The sequence below is a fragment of the Aquibacillus rhizosphaerae genome (genome assembly GCF_030282825.1).
GTDB classification, from domain to species: domain Bacteria; phylum Bacillota; class Bacilli; order Bacillales; family Amphibacillaceae; genus Aquibacillus_C; species Aquibacillus_C rhizosphaerae.
In genome coordinates, this window is the sequence record NZ_JASTZU010000018.1 from 232,014 (window position 1) to 249,415 (window position 17,402).

14 protein-coding genes and 1 pseudogene are annotated in these 17,402 nt (G+C 32.5%); 9 read left to right on the forward strand and 6 right to left on the reverse strand.

The genetic code is table 11. The features are described 5' to 3' along the window. Positions 1 to 336: 336 nt before the first annotated feature. Entirely contained in the window at positions 337 to 1,248 is a 912-nt protein-coding gene (locus tag QQS35_RS04710; RefSeq protein WP_285930711.1) for a Gfo/Idh/MocA family protein, read from the reverse strand. A 136-nt stretch (positions 1,249 to 1,384) separates the two neighbouring features. Between QQS35_RS04710 and QQS35_RS04715 the strand changes: the two genes are divergently transcribed. Genes QQS35_RS04715 through QQS35_RS04725 form a run of 3 tightly spaced genes read left to right on the forward strand, consistent with a single transcriptional unit; the run spans position 1,385 to position 4,082 of the window. Further along, positions 1,385 to 2,308: a glycosyltransferase gene (locus tag QQS35_RS04715; RefSeq protein WP_285930712.1), complete on the forward strand. Its 924-nt coding sequence runs from the start codon at positions 1,385 to 1,387 to the stop codon at positions 2,306 to 2,308. A gap of 17 nt (positions 2,309 to 2,325) precedes the next feature. Next, positions 2,326 to 3,009, forward strand: a complete 684-nt coding sequence (locus QQS35_RS04720; RefSeq protein ID WP_285930713.1) for an acyltransferase — start codon at positions 2,326 to 2,328, stop codon at positions 3,007 to 3,009. Positions 3,010 to 3,062: 53 nt separating this feature from the next. After that, on the forward strand, positions 3,063 to 4,082 hold the full coding sequence (locus QQS35_RS04725) for a D-glucuronyl C5-epimerase family protein (protein ID WP_285930714.1): 1,020 nt from the start codon (positions 3,063 to 3,065) through the stop codon (positions 4,080 to 4,082). Positions 4,083 to 4,126: 44 nt separating this feature from the next. Here QQS35_RS04725 and wecB read toward each other — a convergent pair whose 3' ends face one another. Next, a complete protein-coding gene (gene wecB, locus QQS35_RS04730; RefSeq protein ID WP_285930715.1) occupies positions 4,127 to 5,203 on the reverse strand; it encodes a non-hydrolyzing UDP-N-acetylglucosamine 2-epimerase in 1,077 nt (358 codons plus the stop codon). Between the two features lie 156 nt (positions 5,204 to 5,359). Between wecB and QQS35_RS04735 the strand changes: the two genes are divergently transcribed. After that, complete coding sequence (locus QQS35_RS04735) at positions 5,360 to 6,595, forward strand: glycosyltransferase (RefSeq protein WP_285930716.1); 1,236 nt, start codon at positions 5,360 to 5,362, stop codon at positions 6,593 to 6,595. An 85-nt stretch (positions 6,596 to 6,680) separates the two neighbouring features. Here QQS35_RS04735 and QQS35_RS04740 read toward each other — a convergent pair whose 3' ends face one another. Then, positions 6,681 to 7,658, reverse strand: a complete 978-nt coding sequence (locus QQS35_RS04740; protein ID WP_285930717.1) for a dTDP-glucose 4,6-dehydratase — start codon at positions 7,656 to 7,658, stop codon at positions 6,681 to 6,683. Between the two features lie 28 nt (positions 7,659 to 7,686). Further along, positions 7,687 to 8,448 carry an SDR family NAD(P)-dependent oxidoreductase gene (locus tag QQS35_RS04745; RefSeq protein WP_285930718.1) on the reverse strand — a complete coding sequence of 254 codons (762 nt, stop codon included), beginning with the start codon at positions 8,446 to 8,448 and terminating at the stop codon, positions 7,687 to 7,689. Positions 8,449 to 8,645: 197 nt separating this feature from the next. Here QQS35_RS04745 and QQS35_RS04750 point away from each other — a divergent pair, with 197 nt between their 5' ends. From QQS35_RS04750 to QQS35_RS04770, 5 genes are all read left to right on the forward strand, one after another. Further along, positions 8,646 to 9,839 carry a glycosyltransferase gene (locus tag QQS35_RS04750; RefSeq protein ID WP_285930719.1) on the forward strand — a complete coding sequence of 398 codons (1,194 nt, stop codon included), beginning with the start codon at positions 8,646 to 8,648 and terminating at the stop codon, positions 9,837 to 9,839. 34 nt (positions 9,840 to 9,873) lie between these two features. After that, positions 9,874 to 11,103, forward strand: a complete 1,230-nt coding sequence (locus QQS35_RS04755) for a glycosyltransferase family protein (protein WP_285930720.1) — start codon at positions 9,874 to 9,876, stop codon at positions 11,101 to 11,103. Between the two features lie 212 nt (positions 11,104 to 11,315). Next, positions 11,316 to 12,146: a glycosyltransferase family 4 protein gene (locus tag QQS35_RS04760; RefSeq protein WP_285930722.1), complete on the forward strand. Its 831-nt coding sequence runs from the start codon at positions 11,316 to 11,318 to the stop codon at positions 12,144 to 12,146. A 256-nt stretch (positions 12,147 to 12,402) separates the two neighbouring features. Further along, positions 12,403 to 13,704: a nucleotide sugar dehydrogenase gene (locus QQS35_RS04765; RefSeq protein WP_285930723.1), complete on the forward strand. Its 1,302-nt coding sequence runs from the start codon at positions 12,403 to 12,405 to the stop codon at positions 13,702 to 13,704. Between the two features lies 1 nt (position 13,705). Beyond that, the gene (locus QQS35_RS04770; protein ID WP_285930725.1) at positions 13,706 to 14,830 is read left to right on the forward strand and encodes a DegT/DnrJ/EryC1/StrS family aminotransferase; all 1,125 of its coding nucleotides are present in this window, start codon (positions 13,706 to 13,708) and stop codon (positions 14,828 to 14,830) included. Between the two features lies 1 nt (position 14,831). Here QQS35_RS04770 and QQS35_RS04775 read toward each other — a convergent pair whose 3' ends face one another. Both QQS35_RS04775 and QQS35_RS04780 read right to left on the reverse strand, forming a co-directional pair. Next, positions 14,832 to 16,136 carry a glycosyltransferase family 2 protein gene (locus tag QQS35_RS04775; RefSeq protein ID WP_285930726.1) on the reverse strand — a complete coding sequence of 435 codons (1,305 nt, stop codon included), beginning with the start codon at positions 16,134 to 16,136 and terminating at the stop codon, positions 14,832 to 14,834. Positions 16,137 to 16,419: 283 nt separating this feature from the next. Next, a pseudogene (locus QQS35_RS04780) lies at positions 16,420 to 17,306 on the reverse strand (TIGR01777 family oxidoreductase). Positions 17,307 to 17,402: the final 96 nt, after the last annotated feature.

Sequence of the window (17,402 nt, forward strand, 5' to 3'; positions counted from 1 at the left end):
TTGAAGTTTTACATAGTAATTTTATTCTGTAATTATAAAAGAAGCAAAACACGTCCTTTTAGGTGATTTTTCAATCCCTTAGTGTTAATAATCCTCTACACACTTTTTCCATAATTTTAAAAAGCCCGATCTCTAATTTATATGAGATTGGGCCTTTTATTTTAAATAATGATTATAAAAAAGAATGTTACTGTAGATATTCCTAATTAATTGAATACTTTCAAAATTTTATTCATACACATAAAATGGGAGTTTTTGAAACATGACAAGAAAGAGTACATTGTAAGGCTCTGAAAATGAAAATGCTGATCACATATACAATAATTTTAAAGGTGGTTAAGTTATACCTTTCTTGATGGCGTTACTTATTTCATTTGTAGTTTTAAGTGTTCTAATTCCATCTTCTCCTGAAACTGAGGGGATTTTGTCTAATTTAATGCAATTTATAAAGTCTAATAACTGAATGCTCAAGGGTAGCATATTGTTTTCTAATTTAATATTTTGAGTGATGGTATCTCGTTTTATTCTAATATTATTATTTAAAATGTCGACTTCAATAAAAGCATCTTCAGTAAGGATTTGAATAGTTCTAATTTTTCTTTTTGATTTAAAACTAGCCGTTAGTTTAGCGATAACCCCTTCTGAGGACCTAGTAATGACCACGGCATGTTTTGGTGTATTTTCAAGGGTTTTTCCAAGTGTATAGGATTCTACTATTTTGTCTTTGAGGAGTTCTTCCAAAATATAAAGATCATGAATCATTAAATCTTTTACAACATCAACATTCCTATTTTTCTCATCATAGGGACTCATTCTATGAAAGTCCATCCCTATAATTTTTTCATTTTCTAGTTCATTTGCCAGAACTGAAATTAATGGATTAAAAAGTTCAATATGCCCTACTTGAAATTTAACTCCTGTTCTATTAGCTTTATGCAGTAAGTCTTTTGCCTGCTCCACTGAGTCTGTAACAGGTTTTTCCATTAACATGTGGACATTGTACTGAACACAAAGTAAACCAATTTCATAATGGAATTCAGTCGGAACAGCAATACTGACAGCGTCAACTGATTTTAGAAGGTTTTCGATACTATTAAATTGTTTCACTTTATACTTATCAGCAACTTCATTCCCCTTTTTTTCATCGTTGTCATATATGCCGACAAGCTGGCAATGATTATCTAATGATAGATACGTTCGTAGATGGTTTTCTCCCATTTTTCCTATTCCAATTACTCCTACTCTCATAAAAATCTCCTCACTCTTTATTACAGTTCTTTTTATATCTTATGCAAGAGTTTTTAAGTGAGATAGACAATCATAACAAGAAAGTAAATTTGGCGTTTAGCCTGATACTAGACTTAAGATGAAAGGAGAGAAATACTTGACTCATATATTGTTTATAGCAGAGGATACTTCAAAACTTCTAAATAAAAACTATCATTATTTAGAACAAGAACTCGCTAAAGAAGTAAACGTAACGATATGGAGAAAACCAGGCCACATTAGCTATATTTTAAGACAACTAAACACACGTCCAGACTTTATATTACTGTTAAATGATATTGATAAACAAATGTCACCTATGATTAAAGGACTTTCTAATATTAATATTCCTACAGGGATTTTCGTAAATGATGTTCATCGCTTTACAAGTTTAAGAAGGAACTATATTAAAAAAAATAATATTTCTTATGTATTTACAATTATCCGTGATAAATTTATAGAAAAGTATCCAGAATTTACACATAAAATGGAATGGTTTCCACATTTCGTTAATACAGAATTATGTAGAGACTATGGTTTGGAAAAAGAGATAAATCTGTTAATGATGGGTGCGGTAAACGAATATTATCCATTGAGGCAAAAAATAGTTAATTATTATTCGAATAATAAAGACTTTGTTTATCATAGCCATCCCGGTTATCAAAATTTCAGTGAAAAAGATGAACAACACGCGTTTATAGGAGAGAACTACGCAAAGGAAATTAATCGTGCTAAAATGCTATTCACGTGCCCATCAACTTTGAAATATCCTGTAATAAAGTATTTTGAAACACTCGCTTGTAAAACGCTTCTATTAGCCCCCTCTTTTACCGAACTTGAGGATCTTGGGTTTATTCCCGATTATCATTTTGTACCGATTGATGAAAATAATTTCCAGCAAAAAGCAGCTTATTTTTTAGAGAATGAGAAAGAACGGCAAAAGATTGTTGAACAGGGATACCATTTCATTAGGCAAAGGCATTCAGTTAAGATACGAGTTCAACAGCTAATTAAAAAAATTGAGATTATTATAAACCAATAAGAAAGGAGTCCTTTATATTGTCTCACATTCCTTTAAGTGCAAAATTAGGTTCAAATACGGTCATTGAAAATGATGTTAGTATTGGTGAGAATGTTGTAATTGGTCATAATACAGTCATATTGCAAGGTACCAAAATTGGGGATAATGTAACAATTGGATGTAATTGTGTTCTTGGTATCAAACCAAGCATTAACAAAAGAATGAGAAAGATATCTAATAGTACTAGACAGTTAGTTATTGAGGCTAATACGAGAATAGGACATGTGGTCTCTATCTATTCAGGTACTCAAATTGGTAAACATGTGTTTATAGGAGATCATGCAAGTATACGAGAAAATGTTACTATTGAGGAGGGTTCCGTTGTTGGAAGGGCAGCCATTGTTGAACTGAATAGTAAAATAGGCAAGTTTTGTACCATTCAAACGCTTGCCTATGTAACTGGGGATACCATATTAGAAGATAATGTTTTTATTGGTCCTTGTGTATCTATGTCAAATGATAAATATATGGGTGCAGAAGAATACTCGTTAAAAGGACCTCATATTAAAAAAGGAGCTAAAATTGGTAATAACGCCTCACTTTTGCCGGCGGTTATTATCGGTGTTAACACCATAGTTGGAGCTGGGTCAGTAGTTACAAAAAATATAGGGGACAACGTTGTTGTTGCTGGTGTTCCTGCAAAAGAGCTTACTTCTTCTTAATTTCCCTTTGTTCTCTTTATACATTTATATCATAATTAAAAGGGGTGCCACAATTGGATTTAAATCAAATAGATGATATTAGAGTTGTGATGCATGATCAGCATGAAGCTGTTGGAAAGAAAATAGGAAATATCTTTTATGTTCCCATTTCGTTATTAGAAAAAGGGTATTCTATAGAAAAAGTATGGAAAGAAAAAGATAAAACATTGGAAGTCTACGTAACATTAGCAAAACCAACAAAAATCAATCAATATGATTATACAGGTAATTATTTGCATTACGATAAAAATAAAGTGGAAAATTGGAATGTGGAATTCGATAATGATGGAATCCCAAAAACAGTGTATTCCTATGGGAAATATTATAACCCCTCTACCATTGCTCAATATGGGCTGCAACATTACAGTCTGTACTGTAGGAATGCGAATGAGTTAAGTAAAAATAAATTCCTAACTATAGCTGATTGGTTTTTAAAAAATCAAGATTCAAGAGGTGGATGGGCATATAAATTTGATCTCCCCTTTTATCCTAGTCGACTAAATATATTAAAAGCTCCATGGTATTCAGCGATTGGATTAGGTATGGCAATGTCGGTTTTATCAAGGGCGTCCTACCTCACAAAAGACAAAAAGTACAGTGAACAGGCACTAAAAGCTAATCATTTATTTAAAACACCTCCTCCTGTAGGTATTCAAGCAACATTTGAAAATGAGTATTTATTCTATGAAGAATGTCCAACGGAACCAGGTAGTTTTATATTAAATGGCTTTATGTTTTCTCTAATTGGGTTAAACGATTTATATAAAGAAACAGATAATAGAGATACGAAATACCTATATGATAAAGGAATTAGCTCGCTAAAAAGGATGCTCCCACTATATGACCTCGGAAATCGCACTGCGTACGACCTAACCCATTATACTACAGGTGCTGGTCAACCTAATGTAGCAAAATGGGGATACCACATAACTCATATTCATTTGTTAGAAGCATTAAATTCGATTGAAAAGGACGATAAAATGAATGAAACAATTATAAGGTGGAAGAAGTATTTAAAGGGAACTACACAATAAAAGTGTCCTCTAAATAAAAAACTAAGAGAGGTGATTAGCCTTTCTTAGTTTGTTTCATTTATTAATATTTCGTTAATTTTTTTAGAGGTCGTTCCATCTCCGAAAAGTCGTGGGTATTTTTGAGGAATTTCAATTGTCTTCACACTCTCTATAATTTTTTTTGTGTCAGCTCCTGTTAAATAGTTCCAACCCGAATGAATGGTTTCTACCCACTCTGTTTCATCTCTTAGAGTAATACAAGGAACTTCCAACATGTACGCTTCTTTCTGTAATCCTCCAGAATCAGTTAAAATAAGTTGTGCTTGAGAAGCTACCGTTAACATATCAAAATAATTAAGAGGATCAACAATCTTAATATGAGATGAAGATATCAAATGAGAATAATTGAACGTTATAAGTTTACTTTTAGTTCTAGGGTGTAAAGGAAGAACTACATCCATTTCTAATTTTTGGAGAGCTTTTAGAATTGACTTTAGACGATCTGGATCATCTGTATTTTCAGCACGATGAATGGTCGCTAGGTAATATTTCTTTTTGGTGAGAGATAAATCTTCTAGTATGGTTGATGTTTGTAATGCGATATTTTTAAAATAAAGCACTGAATCATACATGATATCTCCCGTGACATAGACACCTTTTTCAATTCCTTCCTTTTTTAAATTTTCAGCAGCAGATGGAGAAGGACAAAACAACCAGTTGGATAAATTATCTGTAATCAGGCGATTTATTTCCTCTGGCATTTTTTTATTATAACTACGCAAGCCTGCTTCGACATGAGCAATTGGAATATGAAGCTTTGCGGCAGCTAGGCTTCCAGCAAGCGTAGAATTTGTATCTCCATAGACGAGGACAACATCAGGCTTAACAGACATCATAATAGCTTCTAGTTCTACTAACATTGTTCCAGTTTGTTTTCCATGTGTATGAGACCCCACTCCTAAATAATAATCAGGTTTTGCTAAGTTCAACTGTTCAAAAAAAATAGAAGACATATTATCATCATAATGTTGACCAGTGTGTACGATTACTTCTGACGTTTGAAGATTAGACTTCATTTCTTTGGATAACATACATGACTTTATAAATTGCGGTCTTGCTCCAACAACTGTTAATACTTTCATAACATACTCCTTTCAACCGTATTAAAATACCTTTACAACTATTTTATTTTCAATTTATACATCCCATAAGAAGTTTTACTCATGATTTACTCATGATTACAAAACAGTTAAATATAATAGTTGTATCGAATTGAATACACGAGAGGAGCAAATAAAATGGCTGTAAAGGTATGTATGTTAGTTGCGGAGCATCCTTTTTTAGATTCAAGAATTTTTAAAAGAGAAGCTAAGAGTTTAATTAAATTAGGTTTTGATGTAACAATGATTGTTCCAAGAAAAGATGGTTATCTTTTTGATATAGATGGTACTCCCATCAAAAATAGTTTTTTAGATCAAACATTCATCCATGAGGGAATTACTTTTATAACATATAACTTTGAAGAAAGCAGGGCTGCGTTAAGTAAGGTGTTATCTCCTGAAGTTATCTGGGAACAAGGTTTTATGAACCCTTTAACTGAATTAGCGATTCAACAAAATGCTGATATATATCATGTACATGAATACTTATCCCTGTTTGCTGGAATTGGAGTAAAACGTTCCTTTAAGAAAAAAAACAAGGATATAAAACTAGTCTACGATAGCCATGAACTAACACCAGATCCATTTGATACCAGAACCCCAACGGAACTAAGAAATAACTTAAAAGAAAAACTCCTTCTCATGCTTGATGAGGTGGATTATATAATAACCATTTCCCACTCCATTAAATCGTGGTTTCTTTCCCAAAATCCTACTTTACCGGTAGAAGTAATTTATAATTCACCCCCATTAGCTAAAGACTATCAACCTAAAAATTTTGACAAAGATCATTTCATTGCTTGTTATGAAGGTAACATTGATTATAAAAGAGGAAGTAAAGATAAAATTATTCAAATATCTGAAATCTGTTCAAAAGATATCGAATTTAAAATCAAGGTCATTGGTGGAACGAGGTTCGGTGATTCGTTTCATCTTCCTGAACATCTAAGTGAAAAAATTGAACTCACAGGATGGGTAGATTATTATTCTATTTCACAGCATATGAGAAATGTAGATATCGGTTGGATTGATTATGAAGATTTAGGAAGTTCACTTAACCGTTCTTATGCTATGCCAAATAAATTTTTCAGTTACTTGAATAATGGTGTTCCTATTTTGGTTAATCGTTGCCACGAAATGGAATCATTTATCAGAACACATCAGTGTGGTTTAATTATTGATAAAAAGGAAGCCACTGCAGAAGACTACGCAAATGCTATTATCTATTTGTCTAAAAACAAATCACTATTAAAAGAAATGAGTTTAAATGGCCGGAGAGTAATGGAACAAACCTATTGTTGGGATAACATGGAAAAAAGACTGATAAAAGTTTATGATTATTTAACAAAAAAAGAAAGAATATTTTATACGTAGAATTCCGCTTAGATTTAGGATAGATGATTTAACCTCCATTTTCTCCAATCTTAAATGGAGGTCAATATCTTATAAAAAGAATGAATTACTTTCGCTCTTCAGCAATAGTATTTGTCACCCAATTTACAGTTGCTTCAATTCCATCCTTAAATGGTGTTTTATCGTGTCGCCCAATCATATTTTGCAACTTTTCTACCGAACCTCTATGGCTATATACATCTGCTTTTCGATTTGGCTTTCGAATAACATTGCCTTCGTACTTCATTACCTCTATTATAATTTGAAAAACACTTTCAATCGATAATTGTTGATCTGTAGTAATGTTTACCGTATCACCGGGCTGTATAATTGGAAAAACTTTTAATATGATGTTTACAGCGTCTTCCACATAAATAAAATCTCTTGTTTGTTGTCCGCCCCCATGAATTTCTGGAGTATCCCCATCTATAATTTTTTTAATCGTAACTGGTATGACACCAGCCAGAGGTCCCTCAAAGTTTTGTCTAGGTCCAAAATTGTTAAAAGGCCTTACAAGAAATGAATCTAAGTCAAACATTTTCACATAAGATTCTAACATGAGGTCTGCTGATGCCTTTCCTGCCGCATACGTTGTTGTAGGTGCAAGTGGATGTTTTTCATCTATTGGTTCGTATTGAGCTGAACCATAAGCTTCTGATGAGGAAAAATGACATAAAGTTTTAAATGCCTTTTTTCTTTGTAATTCCAATAAATTATTTAAAACGACAACATTGGTTAAATAAGCATTTGATGGGTTAATAAATGAATAATTTAGTGCTTTCGTTGCGCAGTTAAATACAATATCGATATCATGTTTTTCCATAATATAGTCTAAAGATTCTTTATTCTCAGCGTCATCTACATAAAGTACCGCACCATTATTTAAAGCATCTGTAACATTTCTTTTATTCCCGGTAAATAAATTATCAACAATAATAATTTGAGCTGCTTTTTCCGTTAAAAGTTTGTCTACCAGGTGACTTCCAATAAAACCAGCGCCCCCAATAACTAAAATGGTACTGTTAACTACTAAAGGTCGATTCAACTACTGCACTTCCCTTCTACTTTTACGTTTAAAAATTCATCCGAGATTGACCGCCATCAATAGGAATCGTTGTCCCAACAATCCATGAGGCATTGTCGGATCCAAGAAATACTGCAACATTGGCTATATCTTCGGTTTCTCCAAGCCGACCTGATGGAATTTTATCTGCAGCGTACTTTTTTAAAAAATCAGGGTCGTTTTCTAACCTGCGTATCCATTCCTTATTAGGATGATAGGTAGCTCCTGGTGCAATTCCAACTACACGTATTTTATTTTTAATTGCTTCTGTACTAAAAGATTTAGTGAAACTAATTAAAGCAGCTTTTGATGCATTATAAGAAGGAGAACCACCTGATTCTCTTCCGTAAATCGAAGAAACATTTATAATTACTCCTCCATCTTCACCTTGACTTACCATCTGTTTACTGACTAACTGACTTAAGTGTACGGCAGAGAAAAAATTTATCTTCATCGATTCATCAAAGACATTCACAGGAGTTGTTAATGAATCTTTTCCAAAACTAGCCCCAGCATTGTTGATGAGAATATCTATTCTTTTAAAATCTCTAATAAAATCATTTATCAATTCTTCCCTCTGTTCTTGTTTTGAAAGGTCTTTTGAATATATTTGTACTCCTAATTCTTCTTGTGTAGTTTTAAGTTCTTCTTGATTTCTAGCTACGATACCGACATGAGCACCTTCTTTAATAAATGCTGCGGCTATTGCTTTACCAATCCCTCTTGCACCACCAGTCACTAGCACTTTTTTTTTCTTTAATTTTAAATCCATTCATGTCTCCTCCAAAATTGAGTGATTTCAGTTCCTTTGATTAAGTGGAATTAAAAATAAATACGAAAAATGATGATACTTTTTTATCTTCTAACATATTTAAATTAACTGTATGCATATTTCAATGGAGTTGTTAATACTTTATTAGAAGGTATTTTAAAATACAGTTTATTCCATCATGATAGGAGGTCTCTAAATTGAGTCGAAAAGCCTGTTTTCTTTTGGGATATCTTCCCTTTTTAGATGCTCGTGTTTTCGAATGTGAGGCAAAAACGCTATTAAAGCATGGGTATCAAGTTACAATTATTGCACCTCGTAAAGGTGGATTATTATATGATATAGACGGAAAACCATTTAGGACTAAATTTTTAGAAAAAACGTTCGTACATCAAGGCATAAAAGTTATCACTTATAATAGTGAAGAAAGAAATGAAAATCATTTGTTTGATCCTCTTTATCAATTAGGAGTAAAGGAAAAAGCTGATATTTATCATGCTCATGAATTGAATTCCTTCTCGTACGGTAAAGAAATAAAAATGACATTAAATAAGCAAAAAGGAAATCAAGCAAAACTAATATATGACAGTCGACAGCTTACCCCTGATCCATATTCGTTAACTATTGATGAAAAAACAAAACAAAAATGGAAAAACATGCTACTAACTAACTTAAAAGAGGCAGATTATATAATAACCGTCTCTGATTCTATAAAATCTTGGTATTTATCCATTGACCCCTTACTTCCAGTTGAAGTTATTTATAATTCTCCACCACTTGTTTCAAATTTTAAATGTAAAGAAGAAAATACTAAAAATTTCGTTGTTGCTCATGAGGGTAACTTATCAAAAACAACCATACAAAAAATCTTTGCGATAACTGACTCTACTAAAAATGTGATGGACTTTGAATTTAAAGTCGTGGGTGGTCCTAGATATGGAGATAAGCTTTACGCGCCTGACCATATAAAAGATAAGATTAAAAGATCTGACTGGGTAAATTACCACTCTTTACCCTTAGTGTTGTCAGATGTAGACCTGGGGCTAATTGATTTAGACCCAACCCACTCTCTTAATAATTGTTTTTCTATGCCAAGTAAATTCTTTAGCTATTTAAATAATGGTATTCCAGTTTTAGTGAATAAATGTAGTGATATGGACAAATTTGTTAATACATATCAATGTGGAATTGTTATTAATAAATTAAATCCAACTCCAGCGGATTATGTGAAAGGTATTGTTTATCTGTACCAAAACAAAGCAAGGTTAAAACAAATGAGTATAAATGCTAGAAAGGCTATGGAGGATACCTATAGTTATGAACACATGGAAAGCCGTTTAGTCACAATTTATCGCTCGTTTGAATCTAAACAGACTAACTATCTTTTATCATAAGTATAAAAAAACGAACAATAACTGGTGGTGAATTATGAATAACATTGTTTGTTTCTTAGTAACTGAACACCCTTTTTTAGACGCCAGAATTTTCAAGAAAGAAGCAAAGAGCTTGGTTAAAAAAGGTTATAAAGTAACCATGATTGTTCCTAGAAAGAATGGTTATCTTTTTGACGTAGACGGAAATCTCTTTCGTAATGAATTTCGAGATTCTACTTTTTATTATGAGGGAATTAAAATAATTACCTATGAACAAATAAATTATGAACAAAACCTCAAAGAACTTCACTATACTCTTCTCTCTAGAGGCTATAACCGTTTTAATGATTCATTAACATGTCTAGGAATTAAGCAGGAAGCTGATTTTTATCATACACATGAACTATTTTCACTTTATTCAGGAATTGGAATTAAACGCGCTTTAACTTCAAAAGGAAAACATTGTAAACTAATTTATGATAGTCATGAATTAGAACCAGACCCGTTAAGTAATCAGTCCAATAGTGTTAAAAAAGTTAAAAAAAGTATGCTTAATATAATGTTAAGAGAATTAGACTTTGTAATAACCGTTTCCGAATCCATTAAATCTTGGTATCTCTCAATAAATTCAACTCTCTCAGTAGAGGTAATCTATAATTCACCTCCCTTAGCTTCTATTTGTGAGTCCAAAAAAGGTAATGAATCAAGTTTAGTTCTTGGATATGAAGGTGACATCGGACGAAATCGAGGTACTTTCAAGAAGCTGATCAATGTATTGGAAATGTGTAATAAAAGTTTTTATCTACGAGCTAAAATAATTGGAGGTTGCAAGAAATCGAAACAAGACTCAATTTTAGAGGTGCCTTCGCATTTAAGAGATAAAATTTCCTTTACAGGTTGGGTGGATTATGACTCCATTCCTTTAGAAATGAAGGATGTTGATTTAGGTTGGATAGACTTAGATGCTACAAATTCATTAAACAACAAGTATGCCATGCCAAATAAATTCTTCAGTTATTTAAACAATGGCGTCCCTGTATTGGTAAATAACTGTGAAGATATGGAGCGGTTTATTCTATCTTACAATTGTGGGTACGTCATCAATAAGTTACAAGCTTCGGCCCTAGATTACCACCAAGCTTTAATTCATCTTGAATCGGATAGAAAAAAGATAAATGAGATGAGCCGAAATGCCAGAGAAATAATGAAAACGGAGTACAACTGGGGTTATATGGAAAATAGGCTCTATGCTGTTTATGATCAATTAAACAACAGCGGAGCATAAAGGCTGCATCACTTAACACGGAGAAAGGATGATATGTCCTGAGAGTTTTACACATTCCTTATGGTCCTCCCATGATTGAGTTATGTCGTGCTTTACAAGCAAAAGGCGTTCACGCATTTTCCTGCCATTTTAATGATAATACATTTAAATTCAAACCCGACTTATGCTTACATCTAAATTCAATTACAGGACCAGAAAAAGAAAAGATAATAATGAAGTTTTTACAAGATTCGATACAACAGTATGATATTTTTCATTTTCATTTTGGGGAAACATTTTTTCCTGACAAAAGGGATTTATCCATTCTAAAAGATGCTGGAAAGAAAATGGTTGTACACCATCATGGTTCAGATATTCGTTTATTATCTGTTGCAAGAAGTTTTAACAATCCTTACGTTCGAGTTAAGCCTGAGTGGACCGAAGAGAAAATATACAATAACGTTTCGACTCTTTCAAAATATATTGACCATGCGATAGTTCAAGACCATGAATTAGATGGATATATTTCAAATTTATATAAGCATACTCATGTCATACCTCATACAATTGATACAAACAACTTCACACCACAATATCCTACTAGTAATAAATCTCCTCTCGTTGTTCATGCTCCCACTTTACGAGATTTAAAGGGAACTGAATACATCTTAAATGCAGTAAACGAATTGAAGCGGTCGGGTATGTCCTTTCAGTTTAAGTTAATTGAAGGAATGTCACATGATGAAACGATGAAACTTCTATCTAAAGCAGATATCATCATTGATCAGTTAAGAATAGGTGCTTGTGGTTTTATTAGCTCAGAAGCAATGGCTTTTGGGAAGCCAGTTATTTGTTATATAAGAGAAGACTTAGAAACAAAATACCCACCAGATTTACCAGTGATAAATGCTAATCCTTCCAATATAACAAATGTATTAAAAAATCTTATAGAAAAACCGCAACTTTGGAAGGAACTTGGCGAAAAAGGAAGGCAGTATGTTGAAACACATCATGATTCTCAAATCGTGGCAGGACGTTATATTGACGTTTACAAGAAATTATAAACAGTAAATCCATCGGTGGTGTTCCCTATGCGTCACTGATGGATAACAGAATAATACAAACTGAATCATATCTAAACATATAATAATAGAATGTTTTAGCCCCCTTTTCCTCTCTTCTATACTCACTTAAAAGATACTTCTTCGTTTGAATTTTTATAATTTTAATAGATAAAACACTGTTGAATGTCCAATCAGTCTCATTTATTAAACATAGAATAAATTAAATTTTATGATGATTAAGAAATGAGGTTGAAATATGATGAACAAATATGAATCATTTTCAAATGTAGCAGTTATTGGACTTGGTAAAATTGGACTTACTCTGGCTGCTGTATTTGCAAATAATGGTTATAAAGTTTTTGGTGCAGATAAAAACAAAGATGTAATTAATTCAATTAATCAAGGTGTATCTCATATAAAAAATGAACCAGGATTAGATCAACTGGTTTTGAATGCTCATGAAGAAGGATGCTTGTGGGCAACTGATTCTAATTCTGAAGCTGTATCCCAATCGAATATAATCGTTGTTATTGTGCCTGTATTAGTTAATGAAGTTAATGATATAGATTATCAATACATTGATTCTGCAGTTCAGGATATAGCTAATGGAATTAAAAAAGGCTCTCTTGTAATCTTTGAAACAACACTTCCTCCGGGTGATACCCAAAATAGATTCGGTAAAAAAATAGAAGAATTATCAGGTTTCATTATGGGTGAAGATTTTTATCTTGCTTATAGTCCTGAAAGAGTTTACTCTAATCGGATTATTCAAGACTTACAAAACTACCCGAAAATCATTGGAGCCTTCAACAATAAAAGTCTTGAGCTAGCATCAAACTTTTATAAAAAAGCTCTAAATTGTGAATTAATTGAAGTTGGTTCAATGGAAACTGCAGAGTTTTCAAAGGTAGCCGAGTGTGTGTATCGAGACGTAAATATCGCTCTTGCAAATGAACTTGCCAAATTTGCAGAAGAAAAAAACGTAAATATTTCCGAAGTGATAGAAGCTAGTAATAGCCAACCATATTCACAAATTCACTCTCCAGGTATTGGCGTAGGGGGCCACTGCATTCCAATTTATCCTTATTTTTTTATAAATAAAGGATTGAATAAAGGTCTTACCCCTTTGTCTAGGAAAATCAATGACAGTATGGCAAGTTATGCAATCTCAAAAATCGAGAAAAGGATAAACTCTTTAAAAAATAAAAATGTTCTTATCATGGGATTATCTTATAGAGAAAATGTCAAAGAGCCTACAAAATCAACAACTCTTTTGCTAATAAATCAGCTTAGAGAAAAAAATGTAAATATATTTATAAACGACCCGTTATTTACTGATGCGGAGATATCAAACTATGGAGCTACTCCACTATCCATTAAAGATAAAATGATTTTAGAAATTGATGTAATTATTATTCAATCTTTTCACAAGGAATATAACGATATAAATTTTAAAGACTTCACTAATTGTCAGCTGATATTTGACGGAAGAAACAAACTGAATCAAGAAGAAATAAAACAGTTGGGTATCCAATATGAGAGAATAGGAGGAATATAAATTGACAAATGGAAACTACAATAAAGTACCTTTGCTTGATTTAAAAGAAGAATGGAAATTAATAAAATTACCAGTTTTAGATAACTTAACTGAAGTACTTGATAGTGGGAATTATATATTAGGAGACAAAGTTGAAAAACTAGAGAATTCGGTCGCCAAATATTTAAATACCCCTTTCAGCCTTGGAGTAGCAAGCGGAACAGATGCCTTACAATTAGCTTTAAAAGCTTTGAAAATTGGAGCTGGTGATGAAGTAATTACAACACCTTTTACTTTCTTCGCTACAGGAGAAGTAATTGCTCTAGAAGGGGCAAAACCAGTCTTTGTTGATATAGAAGAAGAAACGTATAATATCAATCCTTCTGAAATTGAAAAAGCAATAACGGAAAACACAAAAGCTATCATCGTAGTTCATTTGTATGGTCAAGTTGCAAAAATGAAAGAGATAATGGAAATTGCTCGTAGATACAACTTGAAAGTAATTGAGGATGCTTGTCAGGCAATTGGATCAGAGTTCGAAGGCAAAAAAGCTGGTACGATCGGTGATATTGGTTGCTTCTCATTCTTCCCCACAAAAAATTTTGGTGCATTTGGAGATGCTGGACTAGTAATAACAAAAGATAAAAAAATTCATGACAAAATTAACAGTCTCAGGAATCATGGAAGTGAGGAGAAATATCACCATTCATCAATCGGGATGAATAGTAGACTTGATGAAATCCAAGCAGCTGTCTTGCTTGTGAAATTAGATTACCTAGAAACATTTTTGGAGAAAAGAAAAGAAATAGCCAACAGGTACACGGAGAATTTAAGTAATCTTTTAAAAACACCGCCGAACACAGATAGTCGAAAACACACTTTTCATCAGTACTGTGTTGAACTAGATAATCGTGACGAACTCAATGAAGTATTGAAAAATAGTGGTATTGCTTCTGCTATTTATTATCCTATTCCCTTACACAAGCAAGAGGCATTCCGTTATTTAAATTATAAGAATGGAGACTTTCCTGTTGCTGAGAAAACGTCCAAGAGAATATTAGCACTTCCAATTTTCCCAACCCTCTCTGTCGAAAAACAAGAACATGTTATAACAATCATTAAGCAATTTTTAGAGAGTTCAGGATAAATTAATCACTGTTTTCGTTTATATTAAATTTCAATATTTTTAAATATTCATTCCACTTCGCATCACTGTTTCTAGTGATGCTTTCTTTATGTTCTCGAACATTGTAAATAGTAAAGTTTTGATAATGAAACTTTGAGATATTTATTAATCTAGTTAATACACTTACATCTTCATAAAGCCTGCCATTTTCAAATGGAATTACCGGGAACCCTCCGACTTCCTTTAAAGATGAAGTCCGATATATTCTTGGTCCAAGTGGAAAGTGATAGGATAGTAAGTTAGAAATACCATCAATTTGAATACCCTTTGATTCCCCTTTAAAAACAACATCTCTGTCTAATTGTTTCCATTTCTTTAAATTTCCATATAACAGAGAAAATTCCTTAGGTAGATCGTGTAAAAGTTCTTTAACAGTCGAAACAGCATCCGGATCAAGCCAGTCATCTGCATCAAGTTCCAAAATAAAATCTGAAGTTACTTCAGACAATAATTGGTTTAAGGCGATTGCCTTCCCCTCATTCTTTTTATGAAATATTTTAACATGATTAAATTTATTCCATTGTTTTAGATTATTATAAGAATTATCAGTGGATCCATCATCAATAATTAATATTTGATCAAAATGTTCATTTTGTAAGAGACATGAGACAACTGCAGTCTCTACATACTTTTCCATATTATAATTAGATACTATTACAGATAGTGATGTATAGTTTGTTTTGACTGGATTTAGTTGGTACTTTTCTATGATTTTTGCTTTTTCAATGCTATTAGTGGAGCTGTTTTTTCTTGCTTGCTTGACTACACCCTCTTTAAATTGTTGACAAGATATTTCTACTTTGAGAAGCATAGCAGGAAGTCGAGACTCTTTAAATGGTAATTGAAAATCCGACATGAACTTCTCCTTTTTAATAAAAGAAGTAAGAAGTAAATATGGACGATGAATAACTTTATTGGAAATTTCATATGAAGTTACTAAGGCTGTCTTTGATTGATCTAGCTCTAGGGTTTCACTACTTATTTTAGGAGAAAGGTAGTCTGTATCCTGAAGAAGTAATACATATTCTGTAGAAATTTCATCAATAGTATTATTTAATAGTTGTCCTGAATCATTAATCTCGTTAGAGATAAATTCAATCTTGTCAAACCACTCACTTTCCATCATGAAATTTGTAGATATTTTTTCTTCCGTAATAACTATAATAGAATGCAACTTATTTCTGATTGGTATTAAGGAGAATAGTGCTTTATTCAATATTGACTGCTCAGCATAATCTACAAGAATAGCAGTTATATCTTTCAACATAAACCCCTCCCTACTTACATTAAATTATTTTAACTTTTATACAAACATATGCATTCACGCTTGACATTATCCTTACTTTTTCTCCCCCTTTTTTAAAATAGTTTGTTCATTTTTTTGTCTGTATGTATTATAATTAAAATTTTCTTAATCTATCTCTAGACTTAATAATAATATTTACATAAGATGCAAAACCGCTATCAATTGGGTCTCTAAATTGAGGGACCTCAAGTTTTATCAATAAAAATAGATAGCGCTTAGTTGTTTTTGGAGTAAGAACATCGTATTAATGCAATATATCATATAAGGTTTTATCAATGTTATTATAGGTGAATCGGAAGCCTTCATGTTCCAACCTTTCAGGAATAACCCATCTACTTTTTAAAACTAACTCTGTTTCCGTTCTAATTAGTACGGACCCTATCTCAAGTATCCACTTCGGTGCAGGTAAACCAAACTTAACATTTAATGTTTTACGCATCTTTTCCATCAGTTCTCTGTTTTTTACTGGTTCAGGAGCGGAACAATTAAATACTCCTTTTAAATACTCTCTATCTCTTACAAACAAAATAATTTGAAACAAATCTTCCACATGTATAAAGCTGAATTTTGCTTGCCAGACCCCTGGACTCCACCAAGACCATACTTTACCAAATTTAGATATGGAGTCATTACACCGCCACCTTCGCCTAATACAATCGCAGTACGTAGAGCGATTTGTCTCGTTTTTGGTAGGTTAAATGAAAAGAAAGTTTGCTCCCAAGCTTTTGCAACATTAACAGAAAACCCTGTACCAATGTCACCAGTTTCTTCAGTCATGGGGCGATCTTCAGCATGTCGATAAATGGTTGCCGTACTTGAATTCATCCATACTTCAGGAGGATTAGTACAAGACAAAATAGTATCACCAAGTATTTTGGTAGTTGAAACTCTTGAATTCATAATCTCTTGCTTGTTCGACTCATTGTACCGACAATTCACTGATTTTCCCGCAAGATTAATTAATAGTTCAGCATCTTCTATTGCTTCTTTCAAGGCCGATGAATCATCCCAAGAAACATGCTGGGCTTGCCTTGATATAATGACGACCTCATAGCCTAGCTCATTAAATCTTTTTTCAAAGTACTTTCCAATAAATCCAGTACCACCAGCCAAAATTACTTTTTGCTTCATATAATAACCCCAATCTTTATCAAAAGGATTCGATTTATGTATCGTTAAAAGAAAAATATCTGCACTTTAATGATAATATAAATTCCCATTTTTAAA

What these genes read in the sequence shown, in the direction of transcription:
- wecB (WP_285930715.1), bottom strand. Translation starts at nt 5,203, where the DNA reads ATGAAAGTATTAACAGTTGTTGGAGCAAGACCGCAATTTATAAAGTCA.
- QQS35_RS04710 (WP_285930711.1), bottom strand. Translation starts at nt 1,248, where the DNA reads ATGAGAGTAGGAGTAATTGGAATAGGAAAAATGGGAGAAAACCATCTA.
- QQS35_RS04775 (WP_285930726.1), bottom strand. Translation starts at nt 16,136, where the DNA reads ATGTTGAAAGATATAACTGCTATTCTTGTAGATTATGCTGAGCAGTCA.
- QQS35_RS04735 (WP_285930716.1), top strand. Translation starts at nt 5,360, where the DNA reads ATGGCTGTAAAGGTATGTATGTTAGTTGCGGAGCATCCTTTTTTAGAT.
- QQS35_RS04765 (WP_285930723.1), top strand. Translation starts at nt 12,403, where the DNA reads ATGATGAACAAATATGAATCATTTTCAAATGTAGCAGTTATTGGACTT.
- QQS35_RS04745 (WP_285930718.1), bottom strand. Translation starts at nt 8,448, where the DNA reads ATGGATTTAAAATTAAAGAAAAAAAAAGTGCTAGTGACTGGTGGTGCA.
- QQS35_RS04755 (WP_285930720.1), top strand. Translation starts at nt 9,874, where the DNA reads ATGAATAACATTGTTTGTTTCTTAGTAACTGAACACCCTTTTTTAGAC.
- QQS35_RS04760 (WP_285930722.1), top strand. Translation starts at nt 11,316, where the DNA reads ATGAAGTTTTTACAAGATTCGATACAACAGTATGATATTTTTCATTTT.